Annotated in this window: 19 protein-coding genes; 4 read left to right on the plus strand and 15 right to left on the minus strand. The window is 35.7% G+C overall.

From position 1 onward, the window contains the following. Positions 1-13: 13 nt before the first annotated feature. On the plus strand, positions 14-2,350 hold the full coding sequence (locus P176_RS19485) for a tyrosine-protein kinase family protein (protein ID WP_051605495.1): 2,337 nt from the start codon (positions 14-16) through the stop codon (positions 2,348-2,350). Positions 2,351-2,395: 45 nt separating this feature from the next. Here the strand turns inward: P176_RS19485 and rpe are convergent, their stop codons facing one another. From rpe to rpsO, 9 genes are all read right to left on the minus strand, one after another. Continuing rightward, positions 2,396-3,058, minus strand: a complete 663-nt coding sequence (rpe, locus tag P176_RS0113025) for a ribulose-phosphate 3-epimerase (protein ID WP_026755110.1) — start codon at positions 3,056-3,058, stop codon at positions 2,396-2,398. 761 nt (positions 3,059-3,819) lie between these two features. Beyond that, the gene (locus tag P176_RS0113030) at positions 3,820-4,683 is read right to left on the minus strand and encodes an RNA polymerase sigma factor RpoD/SigA (protein ID WP_026755111.1); all 864 of its coding nucleotides are present in this window, start codon (positions 4,681-4,683) and stop codon (positions 3,820-3,822) included. 84 nt (positions 4,684-4,767) lie between these two features. After that, positions 4,768-5,142 carry a hypothetical protein gene (locus P176_RS0113035; RefSeq protein WP_026755112.1) on the minus strand — a complete coding sequence of 125 codons (375 nt, stop codon included), beginning with the start codon at positions 5,140-5,142 and terminating at the stop codon, positions 4,768-4,770. 99 nt (positions 5,143-5,241) lie between these two features. Beyond that, positions 5,242-6,441: a glutamate-5-semialdehyde dehydrogenase gene (locus P176_RS0113040; protein WP_026755113.1), complete on the minus strand. Its 1,200-nt coding sequence runs from the start codon at positions 6,439-6,441 to the stop codon at positions 5,242-5,244. Between the two features lie 11 nt (positions 6,442-6,452). Continuing rightward, positions 6,453-7,223 carry a glutamate 5-kinase gene (proB, locus tag P176_RS0113045; RefSeq protein WP_026755114.1) on the minus strand — a complete coding sequence of 257 codons (771 nt, stop codon included), beginning with the start codon at positions 7,221-7,223 and terminating at the stop codon, positions 6,453-6,455. Between the two features lie 2 nt (positions 7,224-7,225). Further along, entirely contained in the window at positions 7,226-8,029 is an 804-nt protein-coding gene (proC, locus tag P176_RS0113050) for a pyrroline-5-carboxylate reductase (protein ID WP_026755115.1), read from the minus strand. A 304-nt stretch (positions 8,030-8,333) separates the two neighbouring features. Then, the gene (locus tag P176_RS0113055; protein WP_037348939.1) at positions 8,334-9,785 is read right to left on the minus strand and encodes a glycosyltransferase family 2 protein; all 1,452 of its coding nucleotides are present in this window, start codon (positions 9,783-9,785) and stop codon (positions 8,334-8,336) included. 235 nt (positions 9,786-10,020) lie between these two features. Further along, positions 10,021-12,285, minus strand: a complete 2,265-nt coding sequence (locus P176_RS0113060) for a polyribonucleotide nucleotidyltransferase (protein WP_026755117.1) — start codon at positions 12,283-12,285, stop codon at positions 10,021-10,023. A 251-nt stretch (positions 12,286-12,536) separates the two neighbouring features. Further along, positions 12,537-12,806, minus strand: a complete 270-nt coding sequence (gene rpsO, locus P176_RS0113065) for a 30S ribosomal protein S15 (RefSeq protein WP_026755118.1) — start codon at positions 12,804-12,806, stop codon at positions 12,537-12,539. 176 nt (positions 12,807-12,982) lie between these two features. Between rpsO and P176_RS0113070 the strand changes: the two genes are divergently transcribed. Further along, positions 12,983-14,080, plus strand: a complete 1,098-nt coding sequence (locus tag P176_RS0113070; protein WP_026755119.1) for a PAS domain S-box protein — start codon at positions 12,983-12,985, stop codon at positions 14,078-14,080. Between the two features lie 70 nt (positions 14,081-14,150). Here P176_RS0113070 and P176_RS0113075 read toward each other — a convergent pair whose 3' ends face one another. The 4 genes from P176_RS0113075 to P176_RS0113090 all read right to left on the minus strand — a co-directional run bounded on the left by P176_RS0113075 (position 14,151) and on the right by P176_RS0113090 (position 19,471). Further along, positions 14,151-14,690, minus strand: a complete 540-nt coding sequence (locus P176_RS0113075; protein WP_156033065.1) for a hypothetical protein — start codon at positions 14,688-14,690, stop codon at positions 14,151-14,153. A gap of 89 nt (positions 14,691-14,779) precedes the next feature. Next, complete coding sequence (gene accD / locus P176_RS0113080) at positions 14,780-15,637, minus strand: acetyl-CoA carboxylase, carboxyltransferase subunit beta (RefSeq protein ID WP_026755121.1); 858 nt, start codon at positions 15,635-15,637, stop codon at positions 14,780-14,782. A gap of 74 nt (positions 15,638-15,711) precedes the next feature. Then, positions 15,712-16,779 (minus strand): class II fructose-bisphosphate aldolase, encoded by a 1,068-nt coding sequence (gene fbaA / locus P176_RS0113085; RefSeq protein ID WP_026755122.1) that lies wholly within the window; start codon positions 16,777-16,779, stop codon positions 15,712-15,714. 124 nt (positions 16,780-16,903) lie between these two features. Continuing rightward, the gene (locus tag P176_RS0113090) at positions 16,904-19,471 is read right to left on the minus strand and encodes a BamA/TamA family outer membrane protein (RefSeq protein WP_081820719.1); all 2,568 of its coding nucleotides are present in this window, start codon (positions 19,469-19,471) and stop codon (positions 16,904-16,906) included. Positions 19,472-19,570: 99 nt separating this feature from the next. On the opposite strand from P176_RS0113090, the gene P176_RS0113095 reads away from it, so the two are divergent. After that, on the plus strand, positions 19,571-20,290 hold the full coding sequence (locus tag P176_RS0113095; RefSeq protein ID WP_026755124.1) for an RNA methyltransferase: 720 nt from the start codon (positions 19,571-19,573) through the stop codon (positions 20,288-20,290). Positions 20,291-20,310: 20 nt separating this feature from the next. On the opposite strand, the gene P176_RS0113100 is transcribed toward P176_RS0113095, so the two are convergent. Both P176_RS0113100 and ubiE read right to left on the minus strand, forming a co-directional pair. Then, a complete protein-coding gene (locus P176_RS0113100; protein WP_026755125.1) occupies positions 20,311-21,024 on the minus strand; it encodes a porin family protein in 714 nt (237 codons plus the stop codon). 33 nt (positions 21,025-21,057) lie between these two features. Beyond that, positions 21,058-21,786, minus strand: a complete 729-nt coding sequence (ubiE, locus tag P176_RS0113105) for a bifunctional demethylmenaquinone methyltransferase/2-methoxy-6-polyprenyl-1,4-benzoquinol methylase UbiE (protein ID WP_026755126.1) — start codon at positions 21,784-21,786, stop codon at positions 21,058-21,060. Positions 21,787-21,909: 123 nt separating this feature from the next. On the opposite strand from ubiE, the gene trkA reads away from it, so the two are divergent. Next, entirely contained in the window at positions 21,910-23,259 is a 1,350-nt protein-coding gene (trkA, locus tag P176_RS0113110) for a Trk system potassium transporter TrkA (protein ID WP_026755127.1), read from the plus strand. The last annotated feature ends 6 nt before the right edge of the window (positions 23,260-23,265 follow it).

Genomic DNA, 23,265 nt, shown 5'->3' on the forward strand with positions numbered 1-23,265 from the left:
ATAGTTTTTAATTATGTCTGAAAATCAAGGTATGTCAGTTGCTAAGCCTAATGACCAAGGAGAGAATATTAAAAATGAAATCACCAAATATTTAAGATTCTGGTATTGGTTTGTTTTAAGTGTTATTATTGCTCTTTTGTCATCCTATTTCTATTTAAGATATACTCCTAAGGTTTATTCTTCTACAGCAAAAATTAAAATATTAAATAAATCCAAAGGACTAGAATTACCATCATCTGCGTTTGTATTTAATCGATCTAATATCAATTTAGAAAATGAAATTGAAATTTTAAAGTCATATCGTATTATTGAAGAAGCAGTCAATAAATTGAACTTGACCATGCGATTTTACGAGGAAGGAAATGTCCTAACCACTGAAATAGATGATTTTCCTTTCAAATTATCAAAGACTATTAGTAACGATAGCATCTTAAACTTTGCAACTTACAGAATCGAAGTAAAAAAGGATGCTTTCTATGTTTCCGCTAAGAATTCAGAAGCGGTAATTGAAATTCCAGATTTTAATTCTTATCAGGTTAAACATCCTTTTCCTTTCGAAATACAATTTTTAGGAAAGAATGATGCCTTACCGTATATAGGAAGAACTTATTTGGTTCAATTTGTGCCAATGTCATCAGCTACAATGCAACTTAAAGGGGCTCTTGATGTAACTATGCTTGGCAAAGGTAGTGATTTATTGAAATTAACGCATTCCAGCCAAAGTAAATACCGGTCTCAAAGAACATTAAATGTTGTAATTGATGTTTTTAATAATGATGGTATTAATGATAGACAAGAGATTTCAAAACGTACTATTGATTTTATAGATGATCGTTTTAAGTCGTTGGCGTTTGAGCTCGACTCTATAGAAGTAGATATCAAGGATTTTAAGAAATCGAATAATTTTATCACTGTCGAATCTGATGCTGAATTGGGTTTATCACAAAGAACAGTTTCTGAAGGTCAAGTATTTGATGTTGAAAATCAATTGGTAATTTCCGAATTATTAAAAGAATCATTATTAGCAGAGAATTCTGAATCAGACTTACTTCCATCAAATATTGGAATAGCGGATTCAAATATTAATACGCTGATCAATCAGTATAATGAGTTAGTATTGGAGCGGAATAGACTTCTTGTAAGTGGATTGGAAAATAATCCCAACGTTCAAATTCTAAATGATAAACTCCTTAATGTTGAAAGAAATATCGAAGAATCTATTAATTCTTATAAAGCTCAATTGGAAGCTACTAAGACACAGCTTGTAAAACGTAATCAGAAATATATTAATCAAGTCTCGAGCCTTCCATTAAAGGAAAAGTTACTTAGACCACGAATAAGACAGCAAGAAATAAAGCAGACACTTTATTTATTTTTACTTCAAAAAAGAGAGGAAGCAGCAATCAACTTGGCGATTACTGAACCATCAATAAAAGTTGTGGAATATGCGCTTTCAGGGGGCGCTCCAATTTCTCCAAATTCCAGAAATATATATTTGTTGGCATTGATTTTGGGATTAGCAGTACCTTTCGGAGCTATTTACGGAATAAATTTACTAAATACGAAGATAAGAGGTAAGAATGACGTAGTAAATAGTGTTGGTAACATTCCTATTCTTGCAGAACTTCCAAAAATAAAGAGCGGAAAATTAGTCTTTGACAATCCCACTGATCGATCCGTACAGTCTGAAGCTTTTAGGATTCTTTCGGCAAACGTCAATTATATTTTGCCCCCTAGTGATGATGGTAAGGGTAAAGTGGTCTTTTGTACTTCTACCATAAAAGGTGAAGGTAAAACCTATGTTGGGATGAATTTGTCCTTAGCCTTATCAAGTATCAATAAGAAAGTGTTGTTGATTGGTGCAGATTTAAGAAATCCCCAAGTACATACTTATGTTGACAAGGATAAAAACCAAGCAGGACTTTCAAACTTTCTGCATGACGAGACTGTAGACTGGAAAAAAACCTTGATTAAGGGGTTTGATAAGCATCCTAACCACGATATCTTGTTGTCTGGAAGTATTCCTCCAAATCCAACTCAACTGCTCACCAACGGTCGTTTTGAGCAATTGATCAACGAAGCGAAGAATTTATACGATTATGTTATTGTAGATACAGCACCTACAATTCTAGTCACAGATACCTTATTGATCTCTAAACTTGCAGATGCCACTATTTATTTGGTAAGAGCAGATTATACAGAGAAGAATCTATTAGAGTTTTCTAAAAATCTTAATAATTCTGGAAAACTTAAAAACATGGCTTACGTTCTTAACGGTGTAGGAGCAAGTAGAGCTTACGGTTACTCATATAACTATGGTTATGGCTATGGATACGGCAGTCAAGAATAATATTAGTGTTATCTCTGCTGCCGTAAGTACTGTTTTTTAATTGAATTAGGAATTAACTAAACCCTTAAGTGCAGCGATAGTTTCTAATTGGTGAGCGCTTTTGAAAATGTAACTACCGGCTACCAAAACATTGGCACCCGCGTCAATTAATTGTTTGGCATTTTTGTCTGTAACGCCACCATCAATTTCTATCAGAGTATCCAACTTTTGATCTGTAATCATTTGGCGTAAGGCCTTAATCTTTTTATAGGTCATTTCTTCAAATTTTTGACCTCCAAACCCAGGGTTAATAGACATGATTAATACCATATAGCACTTTGGTAAAATATCTTCTAAAACAGAGACCGGTGTGGTTAAATTAAGGACGACTCCTGCTTTACATCCTACAGCTTCTATTTGAGTAAGTGTTCTGTGCAAATGAACGGTAGACTCGTAATGCACGGTAATAATATCCGCCCCTACTTTTGCGAATTCTTCTATATAACGTTCTGGCTGTTCTATCATAAGATGAACATCCAATGGCTTTGTGGCGTGTTTTTTAATAGCTGCTATTACAGGCATGCCATAAGAGATGTTAGGTACAAAATGACCATCCATAACATCAATATGAAACCAATCGGCATCACTTTGATTAACCATTTCTACATCACGTTGTAAATTGCCAAAATCTGAGGCAAGCATTGAAGGCGCAATTAAATTTGAAGACATTTGTCAAGTGTTTTTAGTTCTGGCCAAAGATAACGAAGTTTCTTAAAAAGCAGAGATGGTTTCTAGATATCAACAGTCACATGTTGTGTATAAATCTGAAGCTTGTGGCAAGTTCATGCAATAAGCCTTATTGTTTTAATTTCATAGAAATGCGAGACCTTGGTAATGCTATACTGCAGTTAAAATTGTATAAGTAACGCCTTATAGGTCTCATAGAATCACTCCTTATTTTATAGAATCGTTAGGGATAAGTTCAGGTTTCACCCGTAGATAAGCCATGGATACTCCCTAGATAACTCCTAGAAGCTTCTGAAATATTTTCTCTGAGATAAAGGGGTATCCTGTATGATAAGTTGGGGATAATTACTGAAATACTAAGACCAATAAAAATTCTAGATTAATTAAAGCTAGTGCACTTCTATATATAATGAATAGATGCTAGTGTAGGGCTTAATAGAGGTTCTCAACCAAGAACATACTAAGCAGATCAAGATGCATGAAGAAATGCACCGATGTTTCTCAAGATTAATGTAAGCTAAAATTTTAATATGTATTAAAGATTTAAGGAATACTAGAGGAGGGCAGGGGCCTGAAAAAAATGAACCCACGGTAATCAGCCGTGGGTTCTTTCATCAATCAAAAAACGAACAGTTATGAGTTTTCCATTTTCATGGAACTTAAACTGTTGTTACCTTAAAGTAGTCGTAATTATCTTTTAAAAATTACATTCATGTAAATGAATAGCATTTAAAGAGTATTACTTATCCTAAATATGTTTTTAGTATTTTACTTCGTGAAGTATGTTTTAATCTTCTAATCGCTTTTTCTTTAATTTGTCTTACACGCTCGCGGGTTAAATCAAACGTTTCACCAATCTCTTCCAAGGTCATTGGGTGTTGATTTCCAAGACCAAAATACAAACGAATAACATCTGCCTCACGTGGCGTCAAAGTCTCAAGAGCGCGCTCTATTTCGGTTCTTAAAGATTCATGTAATAAGTCGCGATCGGGGTTTGGGGATTCACCACTACGTAATACATCGTATAAGTTAGAATCTTCACCCTCAACTAAAGGCGCATCCATTGATACGTGACGGCCAGAATTTTTCATCGACTCCTTAACATCATTAATGGTCATGTCTAATTCTTTAGCTATTTCTTCAGCACTTGGTGGTCGCTCGTGGCTTTGTTCTAAAAAAGCAAATGTTTTATTGATTTTATTTATAGAGCCAATCTTATTCAGCGGCAAGCGTACAATACGGGATTGCTCAGCTAATGCTTGTAATATGGATTGTCGAATCCACCAAACAGCATAAGATATAAATTTAAATCCACGCGTTTCGTCAAAACGTTGTGCCGCTTTTATTAATCCTAAATTACCTTCATTAATTAAATCAGGTAAAGTTAATCCTTGATTTTGGTATTGTTTAGCTACAGATACGACAAAACGTAAATTCGCTTTTGTCAATTTCTCTAATGCTAATTGGTCTCCAGCTTTAATACGCTGTGCCAATTCCACTTCTTCGTCAGCCGTAATTAAATCAACCTTACCGATTTCTTGTAAGTATTTGTCTAATGAAGCTGTTTCACGGTTAGTGACCTGCTTGGTAATTTTTAACTGTCTCATTTCATTGAATGGATTAGGGCAAAATATGTTGCATATAGTTATACGCAACAACCAAGAAAAAAGTTACAAGGATTCTGAAAAAAATTAAATTTTAATTAATTTCTTATCGTTAAGATTAATGTCATTGAGCATTTCATTGGTAAATTTATAATGCCCACGAGTAGTAATTAGTCTAAAGCGATGGGATTTTAAAGAACTCAATGCATTTAAAAAGAGCCATTTTGATTTCAGTAATTTTGGCTTGTCGCTTTTAAGACTGATGTCAAAATAATGTTTTCTCCCTTCTTTCGTAGCAACAATATCTGGAGTAATACTAACGTCACTACCTTTCTTGTTATACGATTTTGGTGTTTCATAGCCTTCAACATCGGCTTTAATGTTTTCGTAACCACGCTGTTCTAAATAGGTTACGGAGTCGTTTAAAATGTCGGAATATTTCTGCTTATCTGAATGTATCATAGCTATTAATTTAATGAAAATAATGAAAAAAGCAAATTTTTGTGAGTTTTTAACTTTATAACTCTCAAAAATTTGCTTAAATATAGTTGTGATGTCGTGTTAAACTCTCACATGTCCGTCACCATATATATAGTATTTATTAGTAACGAGTTGTTTTAAGCCTAACGGCCCTCTATGGTGCAGTTTGTCGGTACTTATTGCTAATTCGGCACCAACACCCATTTGTCCGCCATCTGTGAAACGTGTGGAGGCATTATGGTATACAGCAGCACTGTCAACTTGCTCCATGAATTTTTGAGCCAATACTTTATCTTCTGTAAGGATGGAGGCTGAATGTCCGCCTGAGAATTTGTTGATGGCTTCAATAGCAGCATCTTCACCATCAATTTCGGCAATTAGCAATTTCATTGCTAAAAATTCCTCGTACCAAATGTCTTCATTAGAAATCTGATTTTCATCTGGAAGAATGTCGCCTATATGCTTATCTACAACCAACTCAACTTTGAGTTTTTTCAAGATAGATTCCAATTCCCTTACTTTACTTTGGTATCCAGGAATGTTTTTATCAATTAATACTTTATCTAAAGCATTACAACCCGAAATTTTATCGGTCTTGGCATTGATAATGACCTTGACTGTTTTTAGCCAATCTGCATCTTTGGCAACATATAGGAAGTTATTACCACGACCACTAATTAATACAGCGCAAGTAGCATTATCTTTTACAAATTTTATCAATCTTTCGCCTCCTCTAGGAACAATTAAATCTAATTTCTCAGTAGGATTCTTCAGAAATGCCTGGGTTTCTTCACGCTTGAGGTGTAACAACTTAATCCAGTCTTTGGATAATCCATTTTTCTCTAAAGCATCATGCCAGCATTTTTCAAGCACAATATTACTATTTAGAGCTTCTTTACCGCCTTTTAATAAAATCTTATTGTTCGCTTTAAAAGCTAAAACAGCAGCTTCTATAGTCACATCTGGGCGAGATTCATAAATAATCATTATGGTCCCAAATGGTGCGGTTTTATTAGTGATTTTTAAACCGCTGTCTAATGTAAGGTTTGAAATCTCATTGCCTACAGGATCTTCTTGGGCCTTGACTTCTTCTATAGCCCTAATCATACCATCAATTTTGGCATCATTCACGACAAGTCGATCATATAGTGCTTGATCATCTTTGTCAAAAGCATCTAAATCTTTTTTATTTGCTTCTAAAATAGCATCGCGTCTTTTATCAATAATAGAAATCATTGATTTTAGGACTTTATCTTTTATATCTGAACTTAATAGCTTCATTTTTATTTTTTTTAGTGAATAAATTTTGTTCCAATATCCTTACCATCAAGAATATCAACAATTACATTATGTCTTTTACCATCTGCAATGTAGGTTGGAATATTTTTCTTTGCTGTGCCTTTTGCAATCTTCAATTTAGACTCCATTCCGCCTCTACCTTCGCCTTCTTTTTTCTCAGAAGCTTGAACGTATTTTTCAACATCTTGATCTCCTTTTACCTCAGATAATTTTACTGAATCATCATCATCTGGATGACCAGTATATAATCCGTCTGTGTCAGAAAGAATGATCAAACTATCTGCATCTAATAATTCGGCAACCAAACTGGCCAACTCATCATTATCTGAAAACATGGACATGGTTAGGGAGGTTGCATCATCTTCATTAGCTATGGGAATTACGCCTTCAGCCAATAAACCCTCATAACAATTGATCATATTTTCTCGGTGAGGTCCTGGATCGAAATCTCTTTTTGTGGCAAGTACTTGACCGCAACGCATCCCATAATCATGAAAAATACTGTAATAATGACGCATCATACGAGGTTGACCTACGGAAGAATATACTTGACGTCTTACAGATGGATCTTTAATTCTTGTATCTCCCAGTACTTCTTTTCCTGCTATTGCAGAACCAGATGATACCAAGATAACCATGATGTCACGCTCATACAATACAGATATCTGCCGAACTAATTCTCTTAGTATTGGACCTAAAATTCTGTTGTCTTTATTGGTTAAAACATTTGTGCCTACTTTTACTACTACTCTTTTTGGTTCCATCCTTATTTTTTTCCTAATTCTACAGCTCTATCAAATGCGGCATATGCTGCATCTTTAATGAGTTCTTTTACGTTATTATCATCCATCGAATCAATGGCTGCTTGGGTTGTGCCTCCTTTAGATGCTACTTTATCAATCCATGATTTTGGTGAAATATCGTTCTGATTGAACAACTCTATAGCACCCTCAAAAGTACTACTCACAAGCACTTTAGAATCATAGTCTGAAAAGCCCATTTTTAATGCAGCTTCAAGCATAGATTGCATGAAATAGAACACATATGCTGGACCACTACCAGAGATTCCTGTAGAGGCATCAATAAATTTTTCAGTCATCACATGAATGGAAGTACCAGTTGTATCCAAAAGGTTACGAACCATAATAAGCTCTATTTTAGAGACGCTTTCTGACTCTGTATATGATGTGACGCCTTTACCAACTTGTGCTGGTAAATTAGGCATTGTTCTAATGACCTTGTCAATACTTAACTTATCTTGGATTGTACCTAATGTTACTCCTGCCATAAGAGAAACTATAATTTGACCATTGTTGATCATCGGCTTCATTTTAGAAAACAGGTCTTCACTATGATAAGGTTTTACGGCTACAAATACGATGTCAGCTTTAGGAAGGCAATCCTCAAGACTTTCATACACATCAAATCGTCCATCTTTTCGGAGGGTTTCGATTTTTTTAGGATCTGTATCAAAAATTTTAAGCTTTTGTTTGCTCAATAGTGGTGAGCTTGCCATGCCTTCAGAATAGGTTAATCCCATGTTTCCGGCTCCAATTACTAATACTTTCATATGTTTTGGTTGTTTTTATTATAATAGTTCACTCTACTTGTGCAAGGACTGTACGGAACTGCTGAATTTTCAAATTAATTTGAAAAATTGAATTATGTGCAAAAATTTATCTTAGAGGTATAAAATATACAAATAATCCGCTTAATAATTGAAGTATTTGTGTTTTGCTCATTTTTGATGAAGTGACAGCTTGTCGTGTTTTTGCAAGTTTGTCGGTATTAAAAAATAAAAACCCCACAAATTAAGATTTGTGGGGTTTCAGTAAAAGGAAGAAGTTATGGAATTTGTATTTCGGTTTGTCTAATTACCTTTTTTCAGCTAATCCGCGAGTCAACCAGCCTCTTCTGCTGGCCGTAGCAATAGCATAAGGTGTAATCCAAAATAATCCAAAAGTGTAAAGTATGCTGTATGAGTATGCCCAAATAGCTTCTTTGATTTCATAGCGATTAGAATAAAATACCACTGAAAACGAAGATAGAATTAAAATACTTACTAGTGTTGAACTGAAAAATAGCACAGGATGGGTGATCACAAAGAACAGCATGAACAATACAAATGGGTAACTCATGATGATTTTAAACGACTGGCTTAAAAACAATAAACGCGTTCCTGATTTTGCGCCTTCTCTAAAATTAGTGAAGACATACTTTGACATTTCAATATTTTCACGAACATTACTACGACCCCATCTAATGAACATTTTGTATAAACCTCGGTATTGCTCTGGCACATTAGTATAGGCAACGGCGTTCCTTTGAAACAATACGTGTTTTCCTTGTTTTAAGATCATGTTGGTCATTGCTCGATCTTCACCAATGTCAGAAGGTTGCCCCATAAACGTTTGATTGATCCAATCTTGCAAACAGTTGTGTACCGCAGTGCTCCTATAAGCAGCTAATGCGCCTGGCGTACATAATACCGATTTTAATGTGCTTTCTGCAGAACGAACAAACTCAAAACTTAAAACAAAACTCACATCCAGCATTCGTGGCAACATGGCCTTTTTATTGTTTAAAACTCTAATGTTACCGGCAACTGCTCCACATTGTGCATCAATAACAAACGGGCTAACCAATTTTCTAAGCGTATCGGTCTTTACAATGGAGTCACTATCTACAGTTACATAGACATCTCCGGTTCCCAAGTTGAATCCACGGTATAAAGCATGTCTTTTTCCTTGGTTGGAAGGCTGTTGATAAATCTCTAAACGATCACCTAAACGCTTTTTAGCAGCCTGCATCCATTTCCATGTATCATCTTTACTGCCGTCATCTATAGAGATCAACTGTAATTTTTGTTCGGGGAAGTCGCTATCTGCTAAACTCATCAATGTATCATACACTTGTTTGCTCTCGTTATAAGCTGGTACAATTACAGTACAGGTGGGTAGCTCGTTATCTGTTACAGATGGAATGGCTTTATATTTAAAATAGCGATAAAGCATATAGACAAAAAAACTGGCTTTAAAAGCAAATAACCCTGCAGCAATGGCCATAAACGTTAATCCCCATACAGAATTCATACGTTCTAAATTTAATTGCTCAAAGTCATTTTGAAATGTAAACGCGAGATAGATGGCACCAATCATGAGTGCAAAAGAGCTTAATATAACAGTGATGCCCCATGGGGTCGTTATTTTATCTGAAAGATTATGTTTGTTTTGATAATATGAAGAACGATCTTGGTTAGATCTAGTGTTTAATGCGGTTTCCGAATCTGGATTCGGTTTGGTTGAGGGAGTTTCATTTGAAATCATACATCTGTTTTTTGAGTTTTTCTTGATCTGATATTAGATGTACGTGCTTAGTTTGCGTTTAGATGCTTTTTGTATTTTTTTTAAGAAAACACCTTTCTTTTTTATGTGTTTTTAATAGTAATTATGGTTTTGAGGTAATCAAAAATTGAGGATTGAAAATCATTATTAGGCATAAAAAAACCTCACAGATTTTAAAAATCTGTGAGGTTAGTATTAATTACTAAGACTTAACTAATTAGTCGTCGTTTCTGTCTTCTCTAGGTTTGCGATCATCACGACGGTTGTCACGCCCGCGATTATCTCTACCTCTGTTGTTGTCACGTCCACCGCTGCGACTATCTCTACTGTTATCTCTTGGAGGTCTTTCTTTAAAACCTTCTGGTTTTGGTAAGATAGCCTTACGAGATACCTTTTCTTTGCGGGTTCTAGAATCCACACCAAAGTATTTCACATCAAATACATCGCCCATATTTACAACGTCCGATACATTCTCAGTGCGTTCCCATGCCAATTCAGATACGTGAAGCAATACTTCGTTGCCAGGAGCATCCAAATATTCAACTACAGCACCAAAATCTAACATTTTGATCACTTTTACTTCGTAAACGCTACCCACTTCAGGCTTAAACAAAATAGCATCAATTCTTGCCATTACAGCTTCGATACCTTTTTTGCCAACACCTAAAATTTCAACAATACCTTCTTCGGTTACTGGATCTTCGTTAATAACGATAGTCGTCTCAGTTTCCTTTTGCATTTCCTGAATCACTTTTCCACCAGGCCCAATTAAGGCTCCGATAAATTCGTTAGGAACACGTCTTGTTACCATTGTAGGCGCATGTTCTTTAACATCAGCATTAGGAGTAGCAATTGTATCTGTCAATTTTTCTAAGATATGTAAACGACCAGCTCTCGCCTGTTGTAAAGCATTTACTAGTATCTCGTATGATAATCCTTTTACTTTGATATCCATTTGGCAAGCCGTGATACCATCTGCAGTACCAGTCACTTTAAAATCCATATCTCCTAAATGATCTTCATCACCTAAAATATCAGATAATACAGCATATTTCCCAGATACTGCGTCAGAGATTAATCCCATAGCAATACCAGAAACTGGCTTTATCATTTGAACACCTGCATCCATAAGGGCCATTGTACCAGAACAAACCGTTGCCATAGAAGACGAACCATTAGATTCTAAAACTTCAGAAACCACTCTTACTGTGTAAGGACAATCTGCAGGAATCATATTTTTTAAAGCACGTTGTGCTAAGTTACCATGCCCAACTTCACGACGTGATGTGCCACGAATTGGTCTTGCTTCACCTGTACAGAAAGGAGGGAAGTTGTAGTGTAAATAGAAACGCTCTTCGCCTTCTTGAGATGGCATATCTATTTGATTGGCATCTCTTGAAGTACCTAAAGTTACAGTTGCTAACGCTTGCGTTTCTCCACGTGTAAATATGGCAGAACCGTGCGTTGATGGTAAGTAATCAACCTCACACCAAATTGGTCTAATTTCATCAGTCTTACGACCATCTAAACGTAAACCTTCCTCTAATGTTAAATCTCTAATAGCAGCTTTTTCGGCTTTTCTATAATAATCAGATACTAATCCGCCATAATCCTCTAATTCCTCTTCAGAAAATGTAGCTTTAATATCTTCTTTTATTTTTTGAAATGCATCACTTCTTTCATGCTTAGCAGATCCAGCTTTTGCAATAGCATACACTTTATCGTAAGCCATGTCATGTACCTTCTGCTCTAAATCTTTGTCTTCTCTTTCTCCTTCGTATTCACGTACAGCTTTCTTTCCGAAGGCTTCTGCTAATCTTACTTGAGCAGCACATTGCGTTTTAATATGCTCGTGAGCGAATTTGATGGCTTCTGCCATTTCTTCTTCAGAAATTTCATGCATTTCACCCTCTACCATCATTACTGAATCTGCAGAAGCACCAATCATCATATCAATATCTGACTCTTCTAATTGAGCAAACGTTGGATTAATAATGAATTCTCCATTAACACGACCAACTCTTGCTTCAGAGATTGCACATTCAAATGGGAAATCTGATAATTGAATAGCAGCAGAAGCAGCTAATCCTGCCATTGCATCTGGCATTACCTCTGGATCATGAGACATTAACTGAATCATTACCTGCGTTTCAGCATGATAATCTTTTGGGAAAAGCGGACGTAAAACTCTGTCCACTAAACGCATGGTCAATACTTCACCATCACTAGGTCTAGCTTCTCTTTTGAAGAAACCTCCTGGGTAACGACCAGCAGCCGCAAATTTTTCACGGTAATCTACCGTAAGTGGAAGAAAGTCCACATCACTTTGTTTGTAATTGGAAACTACTGTACATAATAACATACATTTTCCCGATTGAACAACAACAGAACCGTGTGCCTGTTTTGCTAATTTTCCGGTTTCGATAGAAATTTCCCTACCGTCACCAAGGTCAATAACCTCTTTGAATGTTTTTGGAATCATAAATTTGTAATTCTAGTTCTGCAACATTTTGCAAGAACAATGTTAAACAATGGTCTCCGCCTTTGCACAGGTCGGATGATGTTGTGTTGTAGTTGTTGTTGTGTGACCAATGAAAAACTGCTAATCCTATCCCAAGTTTTTGAGAACTGTAGGATTATAATCTGCTTTATTTTTAAAACGACTTTTAAACTCTTTCGCCTGAGTTATATAAAATAAAAACCACGCTTAAAGGCGTGGTCTTTATATTTGGATTATTTTCTTAATCCTAATTCTTTAACGATGGCACGATATCTTAAGATATCTTTTTTGATGAGGTAGTCTAATAAAGACCTACGCTTACCAACTAATTTTACTAACGAACGCTCTGTATTGTAATCTTTACGATTGTTTTTTAAGTGTCCTGTTAAATGGTTGATTCTGTAAGTGAAAAGAGCAATTTGTCCTTCGGCAGTGCCAGTATCTTTTGCGTCTTTACCATGTTTTTTAAAGATGGCCTCTTTTTCTTTTTGATCTAAATACATGCTAATATTGTTGTAAATGATTGTTATGTACGTTGAAAGATTTTCTTTCAGGCTGCAAATATATTAAATTATTTGTAAATTTAATTGCTCGTAATCAGTTTCTTTTGGGGTAATAATTTTGCTTATACGGTACGACTTCACTCGTTGAAGATCTTATCTTTAAAACTAAAACAAATATGTCTGAACATCTTTTAAAGGATAAATTATTTGAAAACATATTTGACAATGCCAATGGCGGTATTTCTATAGTTAATCCATCTGGTAAGTGGTTGAGGGTGAATCAAAGCATTGTTGATTTGTTGGGTTACACTAAGGAAGAGCTTTATGGAATGGCATTTCAAGATATTACCCACCGTGATGATTTAGATACAGATCTAAATCATTTTGATCAAATGCTAAGAGGTGAGATTGAATCTTATAAAATTGAAAAGCGCTATTTTCATAAAAATGGTTCTATAGTATGGAGCCATTTGTCGGTTTCTATGGTAAAGGATGATCTAAACAAACCTCTTTACTTCATTGCACAAATTATAGATATTACTGCTGAGAAGGAGACTGCTTTAAAAAACCAGCTTCTCATGGATATCGTAAGGGATAAAAATGATAAGCTTAATAATTTTGCTGATATCGCTACTCATGATTTGAGAACCCACGTTGGAAACCTTGGTTCCATTACAGAATTTATGGCTGATGAATTTGATGGGATTAATGACAGTGAAAATTTTAAGATGTGGACCGAATCTCTCAAAAACTTAAAAGACACCTTAAATCATTTAGATGCCATTCGATATAATCACCCTTTTAATAAAATTAATTTAAGCGCCATTTCGCTTTACGAATGTGTAAATCAAACCATCTATAATGTCACCGCTATTGCGAGAAAAAACGATGTGAACATTATTAGCAATGTAGAAAGTGGGTTGTACGTACTTGCGATTGATGCTTATTTAGATAGTATTATTCTTAATTTTTTGACCAATGCTATTAAATATAGATCTGATGACCGAATGTCTTATATAGAAGTAAATTCTAGAATGGAGGATGATTTTGTGATTCTTGATATTTCAGATAATGGTCAAGGAATTGATTTGAACGTGAACTCAAATAAATTATTTACGTTGAATGGTAACTTTGGTGATCACGAAGACTCTCGCGGGATTGGTCTTTTTATTACAAAAAAACATATTGAAAGTATTGGAGGGAAAATTGAAGTAGAAAGTAAACTAGGTAAGGGCAGCTGCTTCTCCGTATATTTAAAGAAATATAGCGCATAGTTTAAAAATAAAACAATAAAAAGCGAACCAAATCTTGGTTCGCTTTTTTTTATAGTCTAAAAAAATCTAGTTAGATAGCGTCTATCGTAACTGTGGTATCTAAATCAACGATAACATCAAACTCAGCAGGAGTACTGCTTATTGTTCCCATTAAGGTAATAGTTAATGTAGGGTTGCTCTCCAAATAATTTCCAATAGCATTAAGCTGTGAGGCCTCAGCAATATTGTAAACGGTATTGTTGTCATCAGATGTTTTTAATTCAATATCAGCAACTGCAATGATTGTATCTCCAAAGTTTAAAGTGGCACTAGTTACTGTAACCTCTTCGGCACCAACGTAGTTGTCAATTTCAAAAGTAAGACTGTTTATCGTTACATCCTGAATCAAGTCTAAATTATCTTGAATATCTTGATTGGTTGTAATGCTAAGTGTTGCGGTTTCGTTTAATGTTGCTGGATTTCCTTCTGAATCTTCTGAAACAGATACATTAATAGTCGTATTGAAATCTTCATTAATATCAAAATCTGTAAGCTCATCGAGCTCATCACAAGAATAAAAACTAACTAAAATTAACGTTAAGGCTAAGGCAATTGATTTTTGGATTTTCACAATAAATTGGTTTATTTTAATAGTTAGTGTCAAAAAATCAAAAAGGTTAACCGTAAATATCAATTATTTTTAAAATAATATCAAATACGTTAAGCTCTAACAGGATGATTGCTTATCAAATCGATATATAAGTTAATCTTGTCTTTCAAATGTTTTCTATGCGTAATAAAATCTAAAAAACCATGTTCTAATAGAAATTCTGAAGTTTGAAATCCTTCAGGAAGTTCTTGACCTGTGGTGTCTTTTACTACACGTGGACCAGCAAAACCAATCAATGCACCCGGCTCACTAATATTGATATCTCCTAACATGGCAAATGATGCGGTAGTACCACCTGTTGTTGGGTCTGTACATAGGGAGATGTAAGGGATTCCTGCATTTGCTAATTGTGCAAGCTTTACCGAAGTTTTAGCTAATTGCATAAGCGAAAGCGCAGCCTCCATCATACGGGCTCCTCCAGACTTAGAAATGATCATAAAAGGAATGTTGTTCTTCAAAGAATAATCTGCTGCTCTAGCAATTTTCTCTCCAACAACACTACCCATAGACCCTCCAATAAAACTAAAGTCCATACAAGCAATCACGAGATCTTTACCTTTAGATTTGCCTACACCAGTGCGTACAGCGTCTTTTAAATTTGTTTTATCCTGAGCCGCTTTTAAGCGGTCTGGATATTTTTTGGTGTCCTCAAACTTCAATGGATCCTTTGAAGTAAGACCTTTATCAAATTCTTTATATTTATTGTCGTCAAACAACATTTCAAAATACTCATTACTTCCAATTCTAACGTGATAACCATCTTCTGGACTCACGTAGAAGTTTTTTTCGAGTTCTTCTGTATCTATTACTTTTCCAGTCGGACTCTTATACCAAAGACCTTTAGGGGTGTCCTTTTTTTCTTCGGTGGTTGTGGTAATTCCTTTTTCTTTTCTTTTAAACCAAGACATATCGATTTACGATTTAGATTTACGATTTTCAGGTGAGTGAAATCGGTATAAAAATGAACTTAAGTCTTTAGAGATTATAGTGTATCAACATTATTAAGATCTTCAAACGCTTTTTTCAAACGCGCTACAAAGGCATCTTCTCCTTTACGTAACCAAACTCTAGGGTCATAATACTTTTTGTTAGGGACATCAGATCCATCAGGATTACCAATTTGCTCTTGCAAATAATCCTTTTTATCTTGAATATAATCTCTAACACCTGATAAAAAAGCATATTGCATATCGGTATCAATGTTCATTTTGATCACACCGTAGCCTATAGCTTCTCTTATTTCTTCTACAGTTGAACCAGATCCACCGTGAAATACAAAATCAATATGATTGTGTGGAAGATTATGTTTTTTAGAAAGATATTCTTGAGAGTTCTTTAAAATTTTCGGAGTCAATTTTACATTTCCTGGCTTATACACTCCATGCACATTTCCAAAGGCAGCAGCTATTGTAAATTGATTACTTACTTTGCTTAATTCTTCATAAGCATAAGCAACTTCTTCTGGTTGTGTATATAATTTAGAATCATCAACATCACTATTGTCAACGCCATCTTCTTCACCGCCAGTGATTCCTAATTCAATCTCTAAAGTCATTCCCATTTTGCTCATACGCTCTAAATACGTCTTGCAAATTTCAATGTTCTCTTCTATTGGTTCTTCGGAAAGATCAATCATGTGAGAACTGTAAAGCGGCTTGCCGGTTTCTTTGAAATGTGCTTCACTAGCATCCAACAATCCATCTATCCAAGGCAATAATTTTTTTGCGCAGTGGTCTGTATGTAAAATTACAGGTACGCCGTAAGCTTCGGCCAATAAATGAACGTGCTTAGCACCTGCAATGGCACCAACAATAGCTGCCTTTTGGTCGTCATTACTTAAGCTCTTTCCTGCATTAAACTGTGCGCCTCCATTTGAGAACTGTATGATAACAGGAGCGTTTAACGTCTTTGCCGTTTCTAAAACACCGTTGATGGTATTAGATCCAATTACATTTACCGCTGGTAAGGCAAACCCTTTTTCTTTCGCTAAATTGAAAATAGCTTGAACTTCTTTTCCTGTGGCTACACCTGCTTTTATATTGTGACTCATAATTTGATTAAGATTAATTAAGACTCCAAAAATACGTAAAATTTGAGTAATATTTTAAGGATTTACTCGGATTCAAAGTGAGGGTCTTACCGCAATCGATGTCGTGATTTGCGTTTTACTTAGGTTAAAAAGGGTAGTTGATACCAATATTGTAAACAGCATTTCCAAAATTGTAATCTTTAAACCATCGGTTTCCTAAGTCATAAGAGGGGTCATAGGTTTTAAATCCAACATCAAAACGAAGTACAAAAAAACTAAAGTCGTAGCGTACCCCAAAGCCAGAACCTATGGCTAAATCCCTTAAAGACTTGAACCCATTAAACGTGTTAGCTTCGTTTTCTACATTGTCAAAAACGTTCCAAATGTTTCCAGCATCCACAAAAAAGGCACCGTTGAATCTTCCTAAAATGTTGAATCGTTGCTCGGCGCTTAAGGTGATTTTCATGTTCGCTTCATTAAATTCATCGGTTGAATTGGAGCTACCTGGGCCTAAATTATAAGCGGTCCAAGCTCTGATGTCATTTGGTCCGCCGCCGAAGAAACTTTTTGCAAAAGGGATACTATTAGAGTTGCCATAGGGAATTGCAATTCCGAAGAAACTTCTAACGGCCAGTTCATTTTTATTGCCCAAATCCCAGTGCTTCACATAATCGAGTTCAGTTTTGACGTATTGCGAGAAGGGTACGCCAAATACTTCATATCTGCCGTCTTCATTTTTGCCAGAGTTGATCAAATTTGAAACGTTAGACAACAGGTTGCCTGCTAATTCTAATCTGGCACGAATGATTGAAAAATCTTTATCAAACAGATTATCTCTACGGTCTTTAGTGTAATTAAAACTGGTTGAGAAAATCAAGTTGTTTTCTGTTAATCGGTCCTTTCGCTGTTTAATATTATTAACGGTAACGTATTGATCGTCTGTTGGAGATAAGGCTGTGTTTTGATTAATCACATCATTAATAAATGTGTCTGCTTGTGCTGGGATTTCGAGCGTTTGATCTTGACCGATGTAACCAATATCTGAAGCTACAGAATTTAAAAGATCGAATGAATTTTGATAGACACCAAAATAATTGGCAGTATTCAGGTTTTTTACAAACTGAACGTTAAATAAATCAAGATTATTGGTCACTTTTGGGGAAGGATACCAATTGTAGTTTAGCGTTCCCGTTAGGGTTTGCTTATCCAAACCAATGTTGGTTTGGCTAGTAGCACTTAAGCCAATGCTGGTGCTGGGAGACATGAATTTAGGAATGATTTTTTCCGTGTTAAATGGCAAGAAGAAACGAGGGATGTTTAACCTAATATTTCCGCCGAGCTCATTGATATCAAAAAATTGATCCTTACCGCTAGAGGCATCTTTTGAAGATCCCACGGCGCCCAATGCCGAGATCTGTAAATTTTCTGCACCACGAAAAATATTTCGTATGGTCAATCCTCCATTAAATCCGAAGCCGATGGTCTGTATGTTGCTTTGAGAAACTTCAAAACTCGCGTTGAGCTCAAATTTTTTCCTCGGCACTAAATAAATATTCGCGGTTAACGTAGAATCTTCTTCATTTTCAACATAGGCAATATTGGGATATCTAAAAGCTCTTAACTCACTGAGATAACGATAGGTTCTTGAACGGTCTAGGTCTCTAAAGACTTCGCCCTTGTTTATAAAAACAGCATCGGTGATGGCCTTAGGTCTAAACTTCAATTTCTCATAACTAAAGAGGTTGTAGTTTTTGTACTGCACCGAATCTTTTAATGGAAGCGCTCTATTTTCATACTTATAATCGGTAAAGATATTGACGTCTTTAATTTTATATATTTTAAAAGGCACACGGTTGATTGTATCTTCAAGCCTGATGGCTCTATCGGCTATAATAAGTTCGGTATTTACCTTTCTTTTGGTGCCAATTGTATCAAGATCAAATGTGATATAATCTTGAGCAAAATGATAGAATCCTGAATTTCTAAGACGCTCGGTCAATCGATCGCGTTCGGCACTATAATTGACTTCATCATATTGCTGTCCTCGTTCTAATAAAGATCCAGATTTTAAACGGGATCGGTAAATAGAATCAATAATTGGTGTTGCTATTATTGCAGTAATAGAGTCTAAAAAGTAAGCTTTTCCTCTTTTGATCTTATAGGTAACCGCTGCTTTTTGGCTGCTATCTTTGTCAACCTCAAAGGAGGTTTCGGCATTAAACCAACCTTTGCTAAAAAAATACTTGCGCATTCCTGCGACTGTTTTTTCTGCACGATTCTCGTTATAGATTACAGGAGCCTCGCCAGTGGTTTTAAGCCAATTATTAAAGGCTTTTCTTGATTTTAAATCTTGAATAAACTGTTTTTTAGAAAGCACTTTGGTCTTCCAGGCCACTTTCTCTGCGTCGTCAAGTACTTTTGCCTTTAAAATGGAGTCTATATTAGGTCTGGCCAAATTGTAAATATGAAGCCGTAGTGGGACTCCAAATAGCGGTAAACTTCCGTTGGGTTTTTGATAAATGAGGTTGTTAATAGTTTCGGTATTGGTTTTCTTCTCATCAACCAGCACCGTGTTTTCAACCAAAAGATGCTCATCTTTTTTAACGCGTTTCATCACATCACAAGACGACAGCATGGCAAATATGCCAAAAATAAGGAGGGAATGTATGCTTCTGAAGTTCAATGTAAAAATGCTGCTTTTGGATAAAATCATTCAAAAATACAGTTTTATTCTGCGCACTACATAACAAAAGATAGACCAAAAAAGTATTACTTTGTCTTTTTTACTGCGCATTCCATATAAGTTTTAACAATGCTATCAAAACAAGACATCAAACTCATAAAAAGTCTCAATCAAAAAAAGTTTAGACAACAGCACGGGCTCTTTTGTGTTGAGGGTATAAAAAGCATTCAGGAGTTTTTAAATTCTCATTTAGAGCTTCATCAACTGTATGCAACAGATGCTGCATTTTCTTCGGAATATGAAATTATAACAGCTACAGAGTTACAGAAAATAAGCAGTCTTAAGTCACCAAATAAGGCATTGGCGGTTTTTAAAATTCCTAAAAATCAACAATCTGCATCTGAAGGTTTGATCCTAATGCTTGATGATATTAGAGATCCTGGCAATCTAGGGACTATTATTAGGCTCTGTGATTGGTACGGTATCAAAGATCTTGTTTGTAGTGCCACCACAGTAGATTGTTATAATCCAAAAGTGGTGCAAGCCACTATGGGGTCTTTGACGAGAGTGCGAGTAAGTTACGTAGATTTAAAAGCGTACTTAGAAGGCTCAAATGAGCCCGTGTTTGGCACTTTTATGGATGGTGATACTATTTATACCCAAACACTTCCGCAAAATGGGATTGTAATAATGGGAAATGAGGCGAACGGGATTTCAAAAGATATTGAAGCCTTAGTTACTAAAAAATTGAGTATCCCAAGATTTGGAAGTCTTCAAGCTACAGAGAGTTTAAATGTTGCCACCGCAACCGCGATTGTGTTGAGTGAATTTAAAAGAGCCGATCTTTAAATATTATAAAAAAATCTTTTTTACTGAAACGTGAAGTTAATGAAGACACCGCGCGTTTTCATGCTGGCTACGTTTCCTGTCCAAGGACTATTAGGGTCTTCATCTCTTACAATTTCATCATTAATGGCAAAAATGCCCCTTATAGATGGCGTAAATTTAAACCACTGGTTGTAGAAATCGATCCCAAAACCAAGCTCGTAAAACAGTACGTTTTTTTTAGTTCTAAACTCTCCTGCACTATTATCATCAGGATTATTCTCATTACTTGATAAATTGAGAGAAGTAGAAAAACCACCAACAATAAATGGCTTAAAATTGTTGATGCGTTTGGTCGATACTTTTAGTAATAAAGGAAAGTGTACATAAGTGGATTTAACTTCGCGAAGCAAATCAGAATCGTTAAACTCAATACCATTAAAGTAACTTTCATCATATTGCAGGTTACGTTGGGTAATAAATAATCCAGGCTCAAAACGTAAGTTGAGGTGTTCCGTAAGGCGTAAATCAGACACCAAGCCTACACTAAAGCCAGCTGTGGTTTCAACTAAAATATCTTTTAGGTCTTCTTCGTAATTAAATTGGTAATCATATTGGTTGAGCCCTAAATAGAAACCCCAAGTGAGTCTTTGCTTATCAAAAGTCTCCAGGTTTTTGATTTTCTCCTTGGTAAACATTTGAGCAAATGCAGTCTGCGAGGTAATAACTAGTGTTAAGATTAAGAGTAATTTCTTCATAAATTTCACAAAAATGGACTTCGGTCTTCTTGTTTATTTTGACGCCGTATAAATGGTAGCAACACCAAAAGTTTGTGGGTGGTCTTCCACGTTAGTAAACCCAATTTTACGTAAAATATTGTTTAATTCCTCTCCGTAAGGAAAAATTGAAGCAGATTCACAAAGATAAGAGTAGGCAGAACGGTCTTTAGAAAAGACTTTACCAATAGTTGGAAGTATATAACGTGTATAAAATTTATAGCCTTGTTTAAAGGGTGTTTTTACAGGGACAGAGGTTTCAAGGATTACAAAACGCCCTTTAGGTTTTAGAACTCTCATAATCTCAGCCAAGCCTATTTCCAAAGTCTCAAAATTTCTTACCCCAAAAGCTACGGTAATGGCATCAAAGCTATCGTCTTCAAAAGGAAGATTTTCAGAGTCACCAATAACCATTTCGATGCGATTGTTCAACTCTTTTTTCTTGATTTTTTGACGCCCAACTTCAAGCATCCCATCACTAATGTCTAAACCAACAATGGTTTTGGCATCAGTTTTTGCTAGTGAAATGGCTAAATCTCCAGTTCCTGTAGCGATATCTAAGATAGATTCAGGATGTTCCTCTGCGACCAAAGCCACCACTTTATTTCGCCATTTAATATCAACTCCAAAAGAGATAACCCGATTAAGTCCATCGTATTCTTTGGATATGTTATCAAACATTTGAGTGACCTGCTGCTTTTTGTTTAAGCCACTATCTTTGTATGGTGTAACTTTTGACGACATCAATTTTTTTTGCAAATATACTCAAAACTAATAGCTTCCCTGCTATGTAACATTCGATTTCGATCATGTGGTCGTCCCATTATATTATGGTATATTTGCGTGTTTTTTTGAATATATTCAATAATGAAAATAATCATAGCAGGTGCTGGAGAGGTTGGGTTTCATTTGGCAAAACTTTTGTCTTATGAATCGCAGGAAATTACGCTTATTGATACAAATAAGGATAGTTTGGCTTACGCCGGTGATCACTTAGACATACGCACCATCAAAGGTGACGTTACATCAATACGTATTTTAAAGGAAGCACGAATTGATACTTCAGAGCTATTTATAGCAGTAACTTCTTCGGAAACCACAAATATTACAGCATGTGTTCTTGCCAAGCAATTAGGGGCAAAACGAACCGTAGCCCGAATTTCGAACGATGAATTTATAGAGCAGAAGGATGAGGTCGGTTTTACCAAATTTGGGATAGATGAGCTCATTTCTCCGGAAAACTTAGCAGCTGCCGAAATAGAGCTCTTACTAAATCAATATGGTTTTAATGACACTTACGAATTTGAGGAAGGTGCTTTAAACATGTTGAGTTTGCGTTTGTCTAGAACTGCCAATTTTGTAGGTAAAAATGTAAAAGAAGCGGCTCAGGTGTTTCCCGAATTGCACTTTGTACCTATAGCTATACAACGTTTTGGGACGCAATATACCATTATCCCTAGGGGAGATACCGAATTTAAGGAAGGGGATAAAGCTGTATTTATCACTTCAAAAGGAGGTGACGAAGAACTGTTTGAACTTTCAGGAAAAGTCAAGACCGAAGTTAAGAACGTCATGATTCTTGGTGGTAGTAAAATTGGAGTACAGACGGCTAAATCGCTTTGCGCAAGTAAATTTAAAGTCAAGCTTATTGAAAATAATAAGGAGATTGCCTTTGAATGTGCCGATGAGTTGCCCTCAGCTTTAGTCATCAATGGAGATGGAAGAAATGTTGAGCTCTTAGAGGAAGAGAACATTGGAGATATGGATGCATTTATTGCGGTTACAGGAAATTCTGAAACCAACATCATGTCTTGTCTCATGGCAAAATCTAAAGGGGTAAAGAAAACCATAGCATTGGTTGAGAACATGGATTATTATCAATTATCACAATCGATAGGTATCGATACCTTAATCAATAAAAAATTATTGGCGGCAAACAACATTTTCCGATATATCAGAAGGGGAGAAGTTGTAGCCATGACCAAACTTAATAATATGAATGCCGAGCTCTTGGAGTTTAGAGTCAATAGCAGTTCAAAAATTACCCAGAAAAAAGTAAAGGATCTTGATTTTCCGAGATCGGCCATTATTGGCGGTGTTATTAGGGATGATGTGGGGCTTATTCCTTTAGGCGACTTTCAGATAGAGGTCGGTGATAAAGTAGTTGTTTGTTGTCTACCAAGATCCATCTCTCAGGTAGAGAAATATTTCTTTTAAAAATTC

This window comes from Sediminibacter sp. Hel_I_10 (genome assembly GCF_000688335.1).
In the GTDB taxonomy this organism is placed as follows: domain Bacteria; phylum Bacteroidota; class Bacteroidia; order Flavobacteriales; family Flavobacteriaceae; genus Psychroserpens.

What these genes read in the sequence shown, in the direction of transcription:
- P176_RS19485 (WP_051605495.1), top strand. Translation starts at nt 14, where the DNA reads ATGTCTGAAAATCAAGGTATGTCAGTTGCTAAGCCTAATGACCAAGGA.
- rpe (WP_026755110.1), bottom strand. Translation starts at nt 3,058, where the DNA reads ATGTCTTCAAATTTAATTGCGCCTTCAATGCTTGCCTCAGATTTTGGC.
- P176_RS0113030 (WP_026755111.1), bottom strand. Translation starts at nt 4,683, where the DNA reads ATGAGACAGTTAAAAATTACCAAGCAGGTCACTAACCGTGAAACAGCT.
- P176_RS0113035 (WP_026755112.1), bottom strand. Translation starts at nt 5,142, where the DNA reads ATGATACATTCAGATAAGCAGAAATATTCCGACATTTTAAACGACTCC.
- P176_RS0113040 (WP_026755113.1), bottom strand. Translation starts at nt 6,441, where the DNA reads ATGAAGCTATTAAGTTCAGATATAAAAGATAAAGTCCTAAAATCAATG.
- proB (WP_026755114.1), bottom strand. Translation starts at nt 7,223, where the DNA reads ATGGAACCAAAAAGAGTAGTAGTAAAAGTAGGCACAAATGTTTTAACC.
- proC (WP_026755115.1), bottom strand. Translation starts at nt 8,029, where the DNA reads ATGAAAGTATTAGTAATTGGAGCCGGAAACATGGGATTAACCTATTCT.
- P176_RS0113055 (WP_037348939.1), bottom strand. Translation starts at nt 9,785, where the DNA reads ATGATTTCAAATGAAACTCCCTCAACCAAACCGAATCCAGATTCGGAA.
- P176_RS0113060 (WP_026755117.1), bottom strand. Translation starts at nt 12,285, where the DNA reads ATGATTCCAAAAACATTCAAAGAGGTTATTGACCTTGGTGACGGTAGG.
- rpsO (WP_026755118.1), bottom strand. Translation starts at nt 12,806, where the DNA reads ATGTATTTAGATCAAAAAGAAAAAGAGGCCATCTTTAAAAAACATGGT.
- P176_RS0113070 (WP_026755119.1), top strand. Translation starts at nt 12,983, where the DNA reads ATGTCTGAACATCTTTTAAAGGATAAATTATTTGAAAACATATTTGAC.
- accD (WP_026755121.1), bottom strand. Translation starts at nt 15,637, where the DNA reads ATGTCTTGGTTTAAAAGAAAAGAAAAAGGAATTACCACAACCACCGAA.
- fbaA (WP_026755122.1), bottom strand. Translation starts at nt 16,779, where the DNA reads ATGAGTCACAATATAAAAGCAGGTGTAGCCACAGGAAAAGAAGTTCAA.
- P176_RS0113090 (WP_081820719.1), bottom strand. Translation starts at nt 19,471, where the DNA reads ATGATTTTATCCAAAAGCAGCATTTTTACATTGAACTTCAGAAGCATA.
- P176_RS0113095 (WP_026755124.1), top strand. Translation starts at nt 19,571, where the DNA reads ATGCTATCAAAACAAGACATCAAACTCATAAAAAGTCTCAATCAAAAA.
- P176_RS0113100 (WP_026755125.1), bottom strand. Translation starts at nt 21,024, where the DNA reads ATGAAGAAATTACTCTTAATCTTAACACTAGTTATTACCTCGCAGACT.
- ubiE (WP_026755126.1), bottom strand. Translation starts at nt 21,786, where the DNA reads ATGTCGTCAAAAGTTACACCATACAAAGATAGTGGCTTAAACAAAAAG.
- trkA (WP_026755127.1), top strand. Translation starts at nt 21,910, where the DNA reads ATGAAAATAATCATAGCAGGTGCTGGAGAGGTTGGGTTTCATTTGGCA.